Below are 15,718 nucleotides of genomic sequence, written 5' to 3' on the forward strand. Positions count from 1 at the left end.
AGCGCACCGACCAGAAGACTTTCGCCAGGCCGTGCACAACAAGGCGTACGGAACCGGCGAGACAGGACACAGAGAGCTCCCGTGCGGCGCCCGCGCCCCGGACGGCGGCCATCGCGCATCGCGCGGGCCGCGGACGTCAACGGCGTTCGGTCCACGCGACCGACGCCGGACCAGGCGCGGCGCCCGGGAGCCTGACGGGAGAAACGCCCGCATGCTCGAGCCGACCGAACCCGCAGAGGGTTCCGAACTCAACACCCCGAGCGACACCCTGCCGCCGCGCAGGCGTCGCCGTGCCGCCTCCCGGCCGGCGGGTCCGCCCGCCGGGGTGGAGGCCACGCCGGCCATACCGGCCGCCGAGGGCGACTACATCGCCGAGACTGGCGAGGAGGCGGAGGAGACCGCGGCCGTGGCGGCCCAGGCCGCCGAGCCGCAGACCGGTGTTCCGGCCGAGGAGCCGGCACCGGCCGCTCGTACCCGCCGCCGGGCCACGCGCCGTGCGTCCGCCCCGGCGGGAGCGCCTTCGGCCGCCGCCGAGACCGCCGAGACGGTCGTACCGGCCGCCGCCGAGGCCCAGCCCGAGGCAGTCGCGGAGGAGCCGGCGCCCGCCGCCCGTACCCGCCGTCGCGCCACCCGGCGCGCCTCCGCCCCTGCCGGGGCGCCAGAGACGGCCGAGACGGTGGCCGCCGGTGCCGCTGACGACGCCCAGACGGAGAAGGCCGCCCAGGCCGGAAGCGCCGAGAGCGTGACCGAGGCCGAACCCGCCGCGCGTCCGCGCCGCCGGGCCACGCGCCGCGCGTCCGCGCCCGCCGGCGCACCGCAGACCACCGAGGTATCTGAGGCCGGCACCGAGGCCGAGGCTCCCGCCGTGGAGACCGCCGCCGTGGAGGCCGCGCCCGCCGTCGAGGCGGAGACCGCGCCCGCCGGTCGCACCCGTCGCCGGGCCACCCGCCGCGCGTCCGCGCCCGCCGGGGCGCCCGCGGCCACCGAGGCCGCCGAGACAGTCGTACCGGAGGCCGCCGCGCAGCCCGCGCAGTCCGAGGAGGCCGGTGAGGCCGAGGCGGCTACCGCCGCGCCCACCGCTGCCGCCACCGACGAGGAGGCGCCGCGCCGGACGCGTCGTCGTGCCACGCGCCGGGTCTCCGCGCCCGCCGCCGATGTCGCCGAGCCGGCCGAGGACGCCGCCGGGACCGCCGAGGAGGCCGAGATCACCGAGCCCACCGAGCCCACGCGGGCCGCGCAGCGCGCCGGATCTGCCCCCGCCGAGCCTGCCGCCGCCGAGGCGGAGCAGGCCCCCGAGGAGGGTGCGGCCCCGCGTCGCCGGCGTCGGGCCGTGCGGCAGGCCGCGACCGGGTTCGCCGAGCCCGCGCAGACCTCCGCCGCCAAGCGCGGCGGGAGCGCCGAGGCGGGCGAGGACGAGTCGTCGCGCCGGCCGGCCCGGCCCGCCGTGGCCGTGTTCCAGCCGCCGGTGTTCACCGAGCCCAGGTTCCAGACCCCGGAGCGGGCCGCCGCGGAGGCCGCCGCCGAGGCCGCCGACGTGGAGGAGCCCCGGGAGCAGGCGGAACAGACGGAGCAGGCCGAGGAGCGGGCCGAGTCCGGTTCGCGCCGCCGCCGTCGCCGTAAGGGCGCCGACCGGGCCGAGGAGACCCAGGCCGCGGAGGCCGTCGCCGAGGAGGAGCCGCAGGACTCCGCCGGCGCGGAGGACGCCGAGGACGCCGAAGAGGCGCAGGACGGCGAGGACGGCGAGGGCGCCGAGGGCTACGAGGAGTCCGGTTCGCGCCGCCGTCGCCGCCGGGGCGGCCGTCGCCGCCGGCGTGGTGAGGCCGCCGACGACGAGGGCGTCGAGGGCGAGGACGCGGCCGCCGAGCAGGCCGCGCAGGACGCCGAGGACACCGCCGAGCAGGAGGAAGAGGACGCCGAGGACGCGCGCGGCGAGGAGTTCGGCGGGTCCAGCGCCGGGAGCCGTCGCCGCCGGCGCCGTCGCCGCCGTGCCGGGGACGGCACGGGCGAGGGCGAGGCGTCCGCCGACGACCCGGAGCGTACGGTCGTCAAGGTCCGCGAACCCCGCAAGGCCACCGAGCCGTCCGACGAGGTGCAGTCCATCAAGGGCTCGACCCGTCTGGAGGCGAAGAAGCAGCGCCGCCGCGAGGGCCGCGAGCAGGGCCGCCGGCGGGTGCCGATCATCACCGAGGCCGAGTTCCTGGCCCGGCGCGAGGCCGTCGAGCGCGTCATGGTCGTCCGTCAGCACGGCGACCGCACGCAGATCGGCGTCCTGGAGGACAACGTCCTCGTCGAGCACTACGTCAACAAGGAGCAGTCGACGTCGTACGTCGGCAACGTCTACCTGGGCAAGGTGCAGAACGTCCTGCCGTCGATGGAGGCCGCCTTCATCGACATCGGCAAGGGCCGCAACGCCGTCCTGTACGCCGGTGAGGTCAACTTCGAGGCGCTCGGCATGGCCAACGGGCCGCGCCGCATCGAGTCCGCCCTGAAGTCGGGCCAGTCCGTGCTCGTGCAGGTCACGAAGGACCCGATCGGTCACAAGGGTGCCCGTCTGACCAGCCAGGTCTCGCTGCCGGGCCGTTACCTCGTGTACGTCCCCGAGGGCTCGATGACAGGCATCAGCCGCAAGCTGCCCGACACCGAGCGGGCCCGGCTGAAGACCATCCTCAAGAAGGTCGTCCCCGAGGACGCGGGCGTCATCGTGCGCACCGCCGCCGAGGGCGCGAGCGAGGAGGAGCTGCGCCGGGACGTCGAGCGGCTGCAGGCGCAGTGGGAGGACATCCAGAAGAAGGCCAAGAACGGCGGCAGCTCAAGTGCGCCTTCGCTGCTGTACGGCGAGCCGGACATGACCGTCCGGGTCGTGCGGGACATCTTCAACGAGGACTTCTCCAAGGTCGTCGTCAGCGGTGACGAGGCCTGGGAGACGATCCACGGCTACGTCGCGCACGTCGCGCCCGACCTGGCCGACCGGCTGTCGAAGTGGACCTCCGAGGTCGACGTCTTCGCCACGTACCGGATCGACGAGCAGCTCGCCAAGGCCCTGGACCGCAAGGTCTGGCTGCCCAGCGGCGGCTCTCTGGTGATCGACCGGACCGAGGCGATGGTCGTCGTCGACGTCAACACCGGCAAGTTCACCGGTCAGGGCGGCAACCTGGAGGAGACGGTCACCAGGAACAACCTGGAGGCGGCCGAGGAGATCGTGCGCCAGCTGCGGCTGCGCGACCTCGGCGGCATCATCGTGATCGACTTCATCGACATGGTCCTGGAGTCCAACCGCGACCTGGTGCTGCGCCGCCTGCTGGAGTGCCTGGGCCGCGACCGTACGAAGCACCAGGTGGCCGAGGTGACCTCGCTGGGCCTGGTGCAGATGACCCGCAAGCGGGTCGGCCAGGGCCTGCTGGAGTCGTTCTCCGAGACCTGCGTGCACTGCAACGGCCGGGGCGTCATCGTCCACATGGAGCAGCCGACCGCCGCCGGTGGCGGTGGTGGCGGCAAGCGCAAGAAGCGCGGCGGCCGGGGCGGCGACGGGGCGGACCAGCACGAGCACGTGCACGAGACCGCTGCCGTGGCCGTGGAGACCGGTGAGGCCGTGGAGCCGGCGACCGAGACCGCGGTCGAGGTCGCGGCCGAGCTGGCCGAGCCCGTCGCGCTGCCCGCGCCGGAGTTCGAGCCGGACGAGGAGCTGTACAGCAGCGTCGCCGAGGCGGAGGCGGCGGCCACCCGTGGCCGTGGCCGGCGCCGGGCGAGCCGTCGTGCGTCGGCCCCCGCGGGCGCGCCGAAGGCCGCCGAACCGGTGACGGCGGAGCAGGCCGACTCCCCGAAGGCCGACTCCGCGAAGGCGAAGGGGAAGGCGAGGGCTCGCAAGGGCGCCGCCGTCGAGGCCGAGGCCCCGAAGACGGAGTCCGCTCTGGCCGCCGCCGCTCCGACCGCACAGGACGTCACCGCCGAGGCGGCGGCGGGCCCGGTGCGACCGGAGCCGGCCGCCGAGGCGCTGGCCGGGCCCGTGGCCGCCGAGGACCAGGTGGTTCCGGAGACGCAGGCCGCCGACGAGGCCGCCCCCAAGGGCCGTACGCGGCGTCGTGCGACCCGGAAGGTGTCGGCGCCCGCCGGTTCCCCCGCCGGGGCCGAGGCGGCCGTGGTGACGGTCGCCGAGACCGCTCCCGCGGCCGAGGTGCCGGTGGAGCAGCCGGAGGCCCCCGCGGCACCGGCCGCCGCCGCGGAGGCGCCCGCCGAGAGCGCCGCCCCGGCCCGCCCGCGCCGTCGCGCGGTCCGCAAGGCCACCGCGCCGACCGCGTCCGAGGAGGCGGCCGTCGTGGTCGTCCCGTCGGCCGCGCCGGAGCAGGACGGCCAGGCCGACGAGGCCGGCCAGGCGGAGCAGGAGGCCGCGCCGGCCAAGAAGACCGCCCGCAAGGCGGCCAAGAAGGCCACGGCGAAGAAGGCGGCCACCAAGAAGACCGCGGCCAAGAAGACGGCCGCCAAGAAGACGACGGCCAAGAAGGCGGCCAAGACCGCCAAGACGGCCGCCGCGAAGTCGGCGGCGAAGAAGACCACCACGGTCTCCGCGCCCGCCGACGAGGCCTGAGACGCGGGGCGTGCGGCCGGTCCGGCGTGACCGGCCGCACGCCCGGTTCTCACCAATGAGGTCGTGTGCCGGGTGACCGGCCGCGCGCCCGGCTCTCAGCCGTGAGGCGCCCGGCCCTCACCTGTGAGGCGCCCCGCCCTCACCCCTGAGGCCGTGTTCCGGGTGACCGGGCGCACAGCCGCGGGGCCCGGTTTGACCCCCTCGGCCGTGCCCCGTAACCTTGACCGTCGGCGTGTCGAGTGGCACGCCACATCCCCGTAAACCTCCTTCCTTCCGGGCGCTGCGCCTTCGCGGCGGTGCGGGCCGGAAGAGGTCGTCCATGTCGTTTCTGGGCGGCTGGCCTGCGGGGGTGCCGTTTCTTCGAGCGAAAGAGAGATCCGCGTGTACGCCATCGTGCGCAGCGGTGGTCGCCAGCACAAGGTTGCTGTCGGCGACATCGTTGAGGTTGACAAGATTTCCACCGCCAAGGTGGGCGACACGGTCGAGCTCTCGACCTTGCTCGTCGTCGACGGCGACTCCGTGACCAGCGACCCGTGGGTGCTGGCCGGCATCAAGGTCCAGGCCGAGGTCGTGGACCACCACAAGGGCCAGAAGATCGACATTCTGCGCTACAAGAACAAGACCGGCTACCGCCGTCGTCAGGGCCACCGCCAGCAGTACACGGCGATCAAGGTCACTGAGATCCCCGCGGCTGCGAAGTAAGGGACTGAGGAGACATGGCACACAAGAAGGGCGCATCGTCCACCCGGAACGGTCGCGACTCCAACGCCCAGCGGCTCGGCGTGAAGCGCTTCGGCGGTCAGGTCGTCAACGCGGGTGAGATCCTGGTCCGCCAGCGCGGCACCCACTTCCACCCCGGCGCGGGCGTCGGCCGTGGCGGGGACGACACGCTGTTCGCCCTGCAGGCCGGTGCGGTGGAGTTCGGTACCCACCGTGGCCGCAAGGTCGTGAACATCGTTCCGGTCGCCTGAAACAGGGCGTAGACCGAGCGTTTCGTTTCGCGAGGCGGACCTCACTTCCCGGTCGGGAAGCGGGTCCGCCTTTCGCGTGTTGATACAGGCAAGATCCTTATCTCTCTGGAGGCACCCCACCATGACCACCTTCGTGGACCGCGTCGAGCTGCATGTCGCCGCGGGTAACGGAGGCCACGGCTGTGCCTCCGTTCACCGGGAGAAGTTCAAGCCGCTCGGCGGCCCGGACGGCGGCAACGGCGGCCGTGGCGGCGATGTGATCCTGACCGTCGACCAGTCGGTCACCACACTCCTTGACTACCACCACTCCCCGCACCGCAAGGCCACCAACGGCAAGCCGGGCGAGGGCGGCAACCGTTCCGGCAAGGACGGCCAGGACCTGGTGCTGGCGGTGCCGGACGGCACGGTCGTGCTGGACAAGGCGGGCAACGTGCTCGCCGACCTGGTCGGGCACGGCACGTCGTACGTCGCCGCGCAGGGCGGCCGGGGCGGCCTCGGCAACGCGGCGCTGGCCAGCGCCCGCCGCAAGGCGCCCGGCTTCGCGCTGCTCGGCGTGCCGGGGGACCTGCACGACATCGTGCTGGAACTGAAGACCGTCGCCGACGTGGCCCTGGTGGGCTACCCGAGCGCCGGCAAGTCCTCGCTGATCTCCGTCCTCAGCGCGGCCAAGCCGAAGATCGCCGACTACCCGTTCACCACCCTGGTGCCCAACCTCGGTGTGGTGACGGCCGGTTCGACCGTCTACACCATCGCCGACGTGCCCGGCCTGATCCCGGGCGCCAGTCAGGGCAAGGGGCTGGGCCTGGAGTTCCTGCGGCACGTGGAGCGGTGCAGCGTGCTCGTGCACGTGCTGGACACGGCGACCCTGGAGTCCGACCGCGACCCGGTCTCCGACCTCGACATCATCGAGGATGAGCTGCGGCAGTACGGCGGCCTGGACAACCGGCCCCGGATCGTCGTCCTGAACAAGGTCGACGTCCCCGACGGCAAGGACCTCGCCGAGATGGTCCGGCCCGACCTGGAGGCGCGCGGCTACCGCGTGTTCGAGGTGTCGGCGGTCGCGCACATCGGGCTGAAGGAGCTGTCGTACGGGCTCGGTGAGCTGGTCGCGAAGGCGCGCGCCGCGAAGCCGAAGGAGGAGGCGACCCGCATCGTCATCCGGCCGAAGGCCGTGGACGACAGCGGCTTCACCGTGCGGCGCGAGGAGGTCGGCGGCGAGCCGCTGTTCCGGGTGCGCGGCGAGAAGCCGGAACGCTGGGTGCGGCAGACCGACTTCAACAACGACGAGGCCGTCGGCTACCTCGCCGACCGCCTGAACCGCCTCGGTGTGGAGGAGCAGTTGATGAAGGCGGGCGCCCGCTCGGGCGACGGCGTCGCCATCGGCCCCGAGGAGAACGCGGTCGTCTTCGACTGGGAGCCGACCGTCATGGCCGGCGCCGAAATGCTCGGCCGCCGCGGCGAGGACCACCGCTTCGAGGAGCCCCGGCCCGCGGCGCAGCGCCGCCGCGACCGTCAGGCCGAACGCGACGAGACCGAGCGCGAGTACGACGACTTCGAGCCGTTCTAGCCCGCTTTCTTCACCGAGGGAATCACCACCGCGGCAGCCGTGCCGGCCTCATTGATCGCCAATTCTCACCAAGAGAGTCATCTGATAGCTTAAAAGCGATCCCAAGGCCGGAACGGAGGTGCGAGGGGCTGGTCCGACCTGACCCGGTCTAGGGCGTTCCCTCGGATGCGATGCTGCAACTGCACAAGCTCGAGCGCTACAAGGACGATCAGGGAAATGAGATCGTCTACGACGGAGAAATCCGCGAGGACAAGATCGATATCCGGTTCAAGGGGTCGAACAATACCCTTGTGATCAGCCCCGAGGCGGATATACGGGATCTCCTCATCACCTTCACGGGAAACGACGGGAAGATCGAGATCGGCCCGACCACGAAGAAGCGCGCGGGTCTCCGCTTCGAATTGCGCTGCGGGCACGAGTCGCGGATCTGGATCGGTGAGAACGTCGGCTGCGCCGGCCGCACCTTCATCTCCGCCGTCGAGGGCGTGTCGGTGACGATCGGCGACGACGTCATGTTCGCCAAGAACATCGAGGTGCGCGGCGACGACACCCACCCGATCTTCGACGTGCGCACCGAGAAGCGCATGAACCCGTCCCAGTCGATCGTCGTGGGCGAGCACGTCTGGATCGCGAAGCACGCGGTCGTGATGGGCGGCGTCACCATCGGCAACGGTTCGGTGATCGGCTTCCGTTCCATCGTGACCTCGAACATCCCGAACAACGTCGTCGCGGTCGGGGCGCCGGCCCGCGTGGTGCGCAAGAACATAGCCTGGGAGCGCCCCGAGGTCGTGCCGCGCCGCCCCAACGAGCAGTACCCGCGCAAGGGTGAGAAGTCCCCGAAGTACTGGAACCTCACCGACGAGTCGGCCGTCCCGGCGAAGCCGGTGGTAGTACGGCAGCAGTCCGGCACGGGCGCGCGGCGCCTGGCCCGGCGCCTCCCGGCCCCGGTGAAGCGAGCGGTGCGGAAGCTGATGCCCTCCCGCTGAACCCCACACGGCCCCACAGCAGTTCACCCCGGTACGGATTCCTCCGTACCGGGGTGAACTGCTGTCAGACGCTTGCCGTGCGCCGCGGGCGCGTCACCGCGCCCCGGCGGCCGACTCCAGGTGGGTCACCATGCGGTGCAGCCCCGCGGGCAGGTCGACCACCGGGCTCCAGCCGAGGGCCGCCAGCTTCGCGCTGTCCAGGCCCTGCTTCTTGGTGAGGCTGTAGGAGCGTTCGTCGGACTCGTTGCTGAACCGCAGGCGCAGCCCGCGCTCCGGGTGCACTTCGGTGAACAGCTCGGCCAGGCGCCGGATGGAGACCAGTCCGGCCGGGTCCGCGACGTTGTACGCCACCTGGTCACCGCGGAGCAGCGCGTAGAACATGCCCGCGATGGCGTCGGCCACGTACGTGTACGTCCGCACGCCGGAACCGTCGCTGTTGAGCACGATGTCCTTGCCGTTCACCACGTTCGCGGCGAAGTCGGCCTGCACGCGGCCGTCGTCGAGCGCCATGCCCGGGCCGTAGATGTGACCGAACCTGACGGCACGGCAGGTGATGCCGTACTGGGCCTGGTAGGTGACGCAGATCGTCTCCGCGGCCCGCTTGCCCTCGGCGTAGCACGCCCGCGGGTTGAGGATGTCGAAGCCGCCGTAGCTCTGCTCGTCGATCAGCTCGGTCTCCAGGGCCTGGGCGCCGTAGACCTCCGCCGAGGACATCAGGACGAAGCCGCGGCTGCCCTTCTCCACGCACAGGTCGAGCAGGTTGAACGTGCCCAGCAGGTTCGCCTTGATCGTGCTGACCGGCTGGCTGCCGTGCAGGGCGGGCCGTGCGGCGCTCGCCCCGTGGATCACGTAGTCGACCGGGCCGTCCAGTTCGAGCGGCGCCGACACGTCCTGGACGACGAGGTGGAAGTCCGGGCGGTCGAGGATGTCCGCGAGCAGCCGCCGGGCCTTCTCCCCGTTGCGCACCAGACCGTGCACGGTGATGCCCAGCCCGTGCCTGTCGTTCAGCGCCAGCAGGGTGTAGACGGCGTACGACGGCAGCATGCCGCTGGCGCCGGTGACCAGCACGGAGCAGCCGGCCAGCTCACTCCACGGCAGGTCGCGGTCGAGGATCTCGTCGAGGTCGCGCGCGATGACGGCGCTGGAGACGGTGGTCACTGAACTCACATGCCTACGATCTGCTGGTTCTCGATGATCTCGAAGAACGTCCGGCAGAGGTAGAAGTCCTCGGCCGTGGTGATCTTTATGTTCGAGCGGGGGCCGACCACCCGGTACAGCTTGTGGCCGTACCGGTGCATCAGGGAGCAGGAGTCGATCGAGTCGTGCTCGCCCTCGGAGACCGCGCGGTCGTACAGCGAGAGGATCTGGCCGAGGCGGAAGCTCTGCGGGGCCTGCGCGGCGTAGATGTGGTCGCGCGGGATCACGTCGTCGACGTGCTCGGCCGCGCTGGAGACCACGGTCTCGTTGAACTTCGTGCAGGTGATGGCCGAGCCGTGCTCGTGCACGGTCTCGATGTTGGCGCTGATCAGCTTCCCGTCGATCAGCGGCCGCACGCCGTCGTGGATCAGCACGACGCTGTCCTCGGGGCACTCGGCGGCGACGGCCTTGAGCGCGTTGTGCCGCGACTCCTGGCCGGTCTTGCCGCCGTCGACGATCCACCGGACCTTCTCGATCTCGTACCGCGTGAGCAGCTTCGTCATGTGCTCGCGGTACTCGGGGAGGATCGCGATGGCGATCGCGTCGATGTCCGGGTGGGCCTCGAAGTGCTCAAGGGTGTGGATGATGATCGGCTTGCCGTGGATCTCGAGGAACTGCTTGGGCAGGGCCCGGGAGTTCATCCGCGACCCGATGCCGCCGGCGAAAAGCAATGCGATGTTCATGGTTCATGCCTCCGACTGGTCACTGAGCGGTTCGTCGCCCGGCGCCGTATCGTCCGGGGCGAGATCGAGCCACTGGTGATCTCCGCCCGTCTGCCTGTCACTGGGATCGCCGAGGATCAGCCAGTCGATCACCCGGTCCGCCGAGTTGGTGTCGACGAAGTCGAAGTTCTCCTCGCGGAACTGGGCCACCTTCGAGGTGTCGAAGTCCTCGTCCTGCAGGGCCTTGAGCAGTGCGTCGAACGTCACGCAGATCTTGCCGGGCGCGACCGAGTCGTAGTCGCGGTGGAATCCACGGATGACCGAGTAGCTGTCCTTGTCGTACGCGTAGAACAGGATCGGCCGGTCGAGCAGCGTGTACTCGTAGATGATGGACGAGTAGTCCGTGACGAGTACGTCGGTGACCTGCAGCAGGTCGTTGGTGTCCGGGAACGACGCGAAGTCCAGCAGCCGGTCGGAGTATTCCGCGGGTATCGGCACGGAACCCGGTATGAAGTGGTGCATGCGGAACAGGACGACGTACTTGTCCCCGCAGACCTCGTGCAGTTTCGCGAAGTCGATGCGGTCGTAGTCGTAATGCGCGTCGGAAATTCCCTTGCCGCGGAAGGTCGGCGCGAACAGGACTATCTTCTTGCCCTTGAGCTTCGGGTTGGCGGTGAAGAAGTCCTCGACGACCTTACGCGAACGCTCCTTGTCGAGGAACGTGTCTATTCGGGGCAGGCCGGTCGGTACGACCGCCGACTCCTCGATACCGAAAGCCTCGGCGTACACCGGCACCAAATGCTCGGAACCGGTGATCACGTAGGTGTACTTGCGGTGGGCGTTGGTCAGCTTCGGCGAACCGTAGCGCCCGAACCGGCTGTAGCCGACGGACTTGAAACCGCTTCCGGCGTGCCACAGCTGGATGATCTTCGTCTCCGGGGAGATGCCCAGCTGCGCGATGAGCCCGAAGTAGTCGTCCATCAGCACGACGTCCGACGTCGCGAGCAGGTAGATGAGACGCAGCGTCGTCCACTTGTTGGCCGTGGACGGGATCCGGAACGAGTGGTTGAACGTCCACTCCTTGTCGAGACCCCGCTCGATCATCCGGTCGTGGACGCGCGCCAGGTTGCCGCCGAGGCCGGTACGCATCTCGGAGGCGAACAGGATCCTGTTGCCGCGCGGCGGGTTGAGACGGCGCGAGAGCGAGTAGACGCGGTTGGCGAGCTTGCGGCGCCGGGCCCGCGGCAGCACCTTCAGTCCGATGCGCTTGCCGAGCGGCTTCTTCGGGCCCTTGTTCGGACCCTTCTTCTTCTTGGCCGGTCCGGCACTGCGGAACAACTGGTACGTCCGCATGAGGAACTCGGGGTTCTCGTCGTCGTCCGAGATTCCGAAGGCGATCACGTACGCGGTGCGGTTGCGATCGTAGAGGAAGGTGCGGGAGTCCACGTCCAGGCGGTCAATGGCCGTGAGGTCGAAGTCCGCGGCGGGCAGCCGCTCCTCGCCGGCGACCGGGACGACACGCCACGTGCCGTTGGGCACCTGACGGCGGTCCTGGAAGTTGGTGACGTTGATCTCCAACCGGTGCTGTTCGGCATCGATTTGCCGAGAATTCACCGGAAACTCGCGCTCACCGTCGACAATCAGGAAACGGAGAGTACTAGGATCTCCGGTGAAGTCCGAGACGACCGCGGTGAGAGAAAGGTGTACGCGCTCCCAGGAAATCGTCGCTATAGAGCAACGTGCCATCGTTGTCCTTCCGTCCGTGATACCGCCGCGCAACTGTGAGGGCCTGCGCGACGGCTACGGGGCCTGCCTGCGCGAGGTGGGGGGGCGACCGTGGGAGCATAGCGTACTGGCCCAGGGCAGCCCTAAGTCGTGACGGGGGCCACTGGTTCCCCCCTTGGCGGCTCAAAGGGCCGCGTTCCACAGGGTAATGCCCGCATACGTCGACGAGCGCCACGCCGCCGGGATAAACCGTTTTCACCAGGACACGGGCAAAGAGGGTTACCCGGCCCCGTCCCTATCGTCACCGGACTATCACGCTGCGCAATGAGTGGCCGCCGGCCTGGCCTTCCGCCGCGGCCTCTCCGGCCGTGCGCCGCACACATCTCGTTCACCGTGCGCACATTCCGTCAAGACCGGCCGCCCCGCGCACCGGAGACCGCCCGCCGCCGTGGCGCACGTCACGTGAGCGACGACACTCGACGGCACTCGACGCCTCGTCAGTCCCGTCCGGCGGCCTCCCCGTGAGCCGGGTCCGGGTGGCGGGGAGACTGCCGGACCCTGAGCCGGGTCCGGGTGGCGGCGCGAGCCGTCCGTGTACTGGACGAATGCACGCCGGCCGCCCTCCCTCACGTAGATTCGGCACGTGGACATGGGCGTGCAGTCGAACCGACACGAAGACCACGAAGACACGGGCAGCGAGGCGGCAGGGCCACGGCAGGCCGTGCGCGAGGCCCGCAGGGTCGTCGTCAAGGTGGGCTCCTCGTCCCTGACCACCGCCGCGGGCGGGCTCGACGCCGACCGCGTCGACGCCCTCGTGGACGCGCTGGCCAAGGTGCGAAACATGGAGGTGGCCCGCAGGGCCTCCGTTGAGGGTGGTGGTGGGCGACGGGTGGGCGGGGGAGAGAAGGAGATCGTGCTGGTCTCCTCCGGCGCCATCGCCGCGGGACTCGCCCCCCTCGGGCTGCGCCGCCGCCCCAAGGACCTCGCCCGGCAGCAGGCCGCCGCCAGCGTCGGCCAGGGCCTGCTCGTCGCCCGCTACACCGCCTCCTTCGCCCGGTACGGCGTCCGCGTCGGACAGGTGCTGCTCACCTCCGACGACATGAGCCGCCGCGCCCACCACCGCAACGCCTCCCGGACGCTGGACAAACTGCTCGCCATGGGCGCCCTCCCCGTCGTCAACGAGAACGACACCGTGGCCACCGACGAGATCCGCTTCGGCGACAACGACCGCCTCGCCGCCCTCGTCGCCCACCTCGTCCACGCCGACCTGCTGGTCCTCCTCTCCGACGTCGACGGCGTCTACGACGGCGACCCGAGCAGGCCCGGCACCTCCCGGATAGCGGAGGTGAGGGGGCCGGAGGACCTCGCCGGCGTCGAGATCGGCAGCGCCGGCAAGGCCGGCGTCGGCACCGGAGGCATGGTCACCAAGGTCGAGGCCGCCCGCATCGCGGCCGCCGCTGGCATCCCCGTGGTGCTCACCAGCGCCGTGCACGCGGCCGACGCCCTGGCCGGCGGCGACACCGGCACCTACTTCCACCCCGCCGGCAAACGCTCCGCCGACCGGCTGCTCTGGCTCCAGCACGCCTCCACCCCGCGGGGCGCGCTGACGCTGGACGACGGCGCCGTCCGCGCGGTCGTCGACCGACGCACCTCGCTGCTGCCCGCCGGAATCGCCGCCGTGGAGGGCGAGTTCAGCGCCGGAGACCCCGTCGAACTGCGGGACACCGCCGGGCGCGCCGTGGCCCGCGGGCTCGTCAACTTCGACGCCAAGGAGATCCCCCAGCTGATCGGGCGTTCGACCCGTGAGCTGGCCCGCGAACTGGGCCCCGCCTACGAGCGCGAGGTCGTCCACCGGGACGACCTGGTGATCCTGCACGGAGCGCGGGGCCGAGACCGCACGTGAACACGTGCGCGAACCCGCCCGCGCCGGAGCGGAACCGCCCGTAAACCGGGGAGGGACGACCGCCTCCGCCGGGGGACGTTCCGTAAAACCCCCACACTGAGCCCTGCGGCCTGCTCAACTTTGACTCAGGGGCGCGTGCGCCCCGGGAACGTGTTGAAGGGACAGGTTCCGTCAAGGGTTCTCGCGTGAAGGAGGCCGTCGTGAGACGAGTGCGCCCGGGGGCGGCGTCCCGCGGTGCTCTGACGAGCGTCGCGGCCGGGGACACCTACGAGGAGCCCAGGGACCTGCCCCGCCTGTGGCACGTCACCCTCAGCGTCTCCGGGGACAAGGTGCCCCTGCCGGATCTGCGGCGCGCCCTGGAGCAGCTCGCCCACGACCACCCCTTCCTGCTGACCAGCAGATACGCCGGCGACCACGCGGAGATCCGGTACTGGGAGGAGGCCCGCGACCTGCACGACGCCGCCGCCGTGGCGCTGCGGCTGTGGGGCGAGCACCGGCAGAGCGCGGGGCTGCCGGCGTGGGAGATCGTCGGCCTGGAGGTCATCGACCGGGAGACCTACCACCAGCGCATCGCCGAGGGCTACGGCCCGGCCCCGGCGACACCGGTGGGGGTCCACCCGTTCTGACGGCCCGCACCCTGGCCGTCCCGGTTCGGGGCGCCCTGAGCGGGCCGCAGGCGCTCCGGTCTGCCGGGTGCCAGTGCCCCGCGTGTGCGGTGTTTCGTCACGTCTCGCGGTGTGGGACGACAGCTGAACGGCTCCGCACGGCGCACTACGCTTCCCTCATGACCACGCTCTCGCCGTACGACTCCCTCTCCCCGGTCACCCAGGCCGCCTACCGGGCCAAGGCCGCCGCGGCCGACCTCGCGCCGCTCCCGCGCGCCGAGAAGGACGACGCGCTGCTCGCGATCGCCGACGCCCTGGAGGTCCGCACCAGCGAGATCGTCGAGGCCAACGCCCTGGACGTGGCCAAGGCGCGCGAGAACGGCACCAGCGAGTCCATCGTCGACCGGCTCACCCTCACCCCCGAGCGGGTCCGCGCCATCGCCTCCGACGTCCGCGACGTCGCGAAGCTGCCCGACCCCGTCGGCGAGGTCGTCCGCGGCTCCACCCTCCCCAACGGCATCGACCTGCGTCAGGTCCGCGTCCCGCTCGGCGTCGTCGGCATCATCTACGAGGCCCGCCCGAACGTCACCGCCGATGCCGCCGCCCTCTGCCTGAAGTCCGGCAACGCCGTCCTGCTGCGCGGCTCCGCCTCCGCCTACGCCTCCAACACCGCCCTCGTCCGGGTGATCCGCGACGCCGTCGGCGGCGCCGGGCTGCCCGCCGACGCCGTCCAGCTGGTGCCCGGCGAGAGCCGCGACTCGGTGCGCGAGCTGATGCGGGCCCGCGGACTCGTCGACGTCCTCATCCCGCGCGGCGGCGCCTCCCTCATCCAGACCGTGGTCAGCGAGTCCACCGTCCCGGTGATCGAGACCGGCACCGGCAACTGCCACGTCTACGTCGACGCCGACGCCGACATCGACATGGCCGTCGACATCCTGATCAACTCCAAGGCCCAGCGGCCCAGCGTCTGCAACGCCGCCGAGACCCTGCTGGTCCACCAGGACATCGCCGCCGAGTTCCTGCCGCGCGCCCTCGACGCCCTCGCCGACGCCGGGGTGACCGTGCACGCCGACCCGCGCGTGCTGGCCCACGCCAAGGACTCCAGGGCCACCGTGGTCGAGGCGACCGCGGAGGACTGGGAGACCGAGTACCTCTCCTACGACATCGCCGCCGCCGTCGTGGACTCGCTGGACAGGGCCGTCGAGCACATCCGGCTGTGGACCTCGGGCCACACCGAGGCGATCGTCACGACCTCGCAGCAGGCCGCCCGCCGCTTCACCCAGCTGGTCGACTCCACCACCGTCGCCGTGAACGCCTCCACCCGCTTCACCGACGGCGGCCAGTTCGGCTTCGGCGCCGAGATCGGCATCTCCACCCAGAAGCTGCACGCCCGCGGCCCCATGGGCCTGCCCGAGCTGACCAGCACGAAGTACATCGTCACCGGCGACGGACACGTACGCCGCTGAGCCGGGCCCGGCGCCCGGCCGCGCCGCCGGACCCCGTGCGGTCCGGCCGCGGAG

General features: G+C 71.4%; 11 protein-coding genes. 8 read left to right on the forward strand and 3 right to left on the reverse strand.

Features of this window, described 5'->3' with window-relative positions:
* Positions 1 to 211 precede the first annotated feature (211 nt).
* From DBP14_RS24050 to DBP14_RS24070, 5 genes are all read left to right on the forward strand, one after another.
* Entirely contained in the window at positions 212 to 4,582 is a 4,371-nt protein-coding gene (locus DBP14_RS24050) for an Rne/Rng family ribonuclease (RefSeq protein WP_129309203.1), read from the forward strand.
* 381 nt (positions 4,583 to 4,963) lie between these two features.
* A complete protein-coding gene (rplU, locus tag DBP14_RS24055) occupies positions 4,964 to 5,284 on the forward strand; it encodes a 50S ribosomal protein L21 (RefSeq protein ID WP_006132815.1) in 321 nt (106 codons plus the stop codon).
* Between the two features lie 14 nt (positions 5,285 to 5,298).
* Positions 5,299 to 5,553 (forward strand): 50S ribosomal protein L27, encoded by a 255-nt coding sequence (gene rpmA, locus DBP14_RS24060; protein ID WP_023550764.1) that lies wholly within the window; start codon positions 5,299 to 5,301, stop codon positions 5,551 to 5,553.
* 121 nt (positions 5,554 to 5,674) lie between these two features.
* Positions 5,675 to 7,120, forward strand: a complete 1,446-nt coding sequence (gene obgE / locus DBP14_RS24065) for a GTPase ObgE (protein ID WP_129309204.1) — start codon at positions 5,675 to 5,677, stop codon at positions 7,118 to 7,120.
* Positions 7,121 to 7,290: 170 nt separating this feature from the next.
* Positions 7,291 to 8,106 carry an acyltransferase gene (locus DBP14_RS24070; RefSeq protein ID WP_129309205.1) on the forward strand — a complete coding sequence of 272 codons (816 nt, stop codon included), beginning with the start codon at positions 7,291 to 7,293 and terminating at the stop codon, positions 8,104 to 8,106.
* 93 nt (positions 8,107 to 8,199) lie between these two features.
* Here the strand turns inward: DBP14_RS24070 and DBP14_RS24075 are convergent, their stop codons facing one another.
* From DBP14_RS24075 to DBP14_RS24085, 3 genes are read right to left on the reverse strand one after another with little or no spacing between them, the layout of a single operon-like run.
* On the reverse strand, positions 8,200 to 9,273 hold the full coding sequence (locus DBP14_RS24075) for an NAD-dependent epimerase/dehydratase family protein (protein WP_241741020.1): 1,074 nt from the start codon (positions 9,271 to 9,273) through the stop codon (positions 8,200 to 8,202).
* Positions 9,270 to 9,986: an IspD/TarI family cytidylyltransferase gene (locus tag DBP14_RS24080; protein ID WP_129309206.1), complete on the reverse strand. Its 717-nt coding sequence runs from the start codon at positions 9,984 to 9,986 to the stop codon at positions 9,270 to 9,272. The genes DBP14_RS24075 and DBP14_RS24080 overlap by 4 nt, the downstream gene beginning before the upstream one ends.
* A 3-nt stretch (positions 9,987 to 9,989) precedes the next feature.
* Complete coding sequence (locus tag DBP14_RS24085) at positions 9,990 to 11,579, reverse strand: CDP-glycerol glycerophosphotransferase family protein (protein WP_241741021.1); 1,590 nt, start codon at positions 11,577 to 11,579, stop codon at positions 9,990 to 9,992.
* A gap of 832 nt (positions 11,580 to 12,411) precedes the next feature.
* Here DBP14_RS24085 and proB point away from each other — a divergent pair.
* From proB to DBP14_RS24100, 3 genes are all read left to right on the forward strand, one after another.
* The gene (gene proB, locus DBP14_RS24090) at positions 12,412 to 13,593 is read left to right on the forward strand and encodes a glutamate 5-kinase (protein WP_129312065.1); all 1,182 of its coding nucleotides are present in this window, start codon (positions 12,412 to 12,414) and stop codon (positions 13,591 to 13,593) included.
* A 200-nt stretch (positions 13,594 to 13,793) separates the two neighbouring features.
* Positions 13,794 to 14,219, forward strand: a complete 426-nt coding sequence (locus tag DBP14_RS24095; RefSeq protein ID WP_129309208.1) for a hypothetical protein — start codon at positions 13,794 to 13,796, stop codon at positions 14,217 to 14,219.
* 158 nt (positions 14,220 to 14,377) lie between these two features.
* Entirely contained in the window at positions 14,378 to 15,664 is a 1,287-nt protein-coding gene (locus DBP14_RS24100) for a glutamate-5-semialdehyde dehydrogenase (RefSeq protein WP_129309209.1), read from the forward strand.
* Positions 15,665 to 15,718: the final 54 nt, after the last annotated feature.

It is taken from the genome of Streptomyces sp. L2 (assembly GCF_004124325.1).
Lineage (GTDB): Bacteria > Actinomycetota > Actinomycetes > Streptomycetales > Streptomycetaceae > Streptomyces.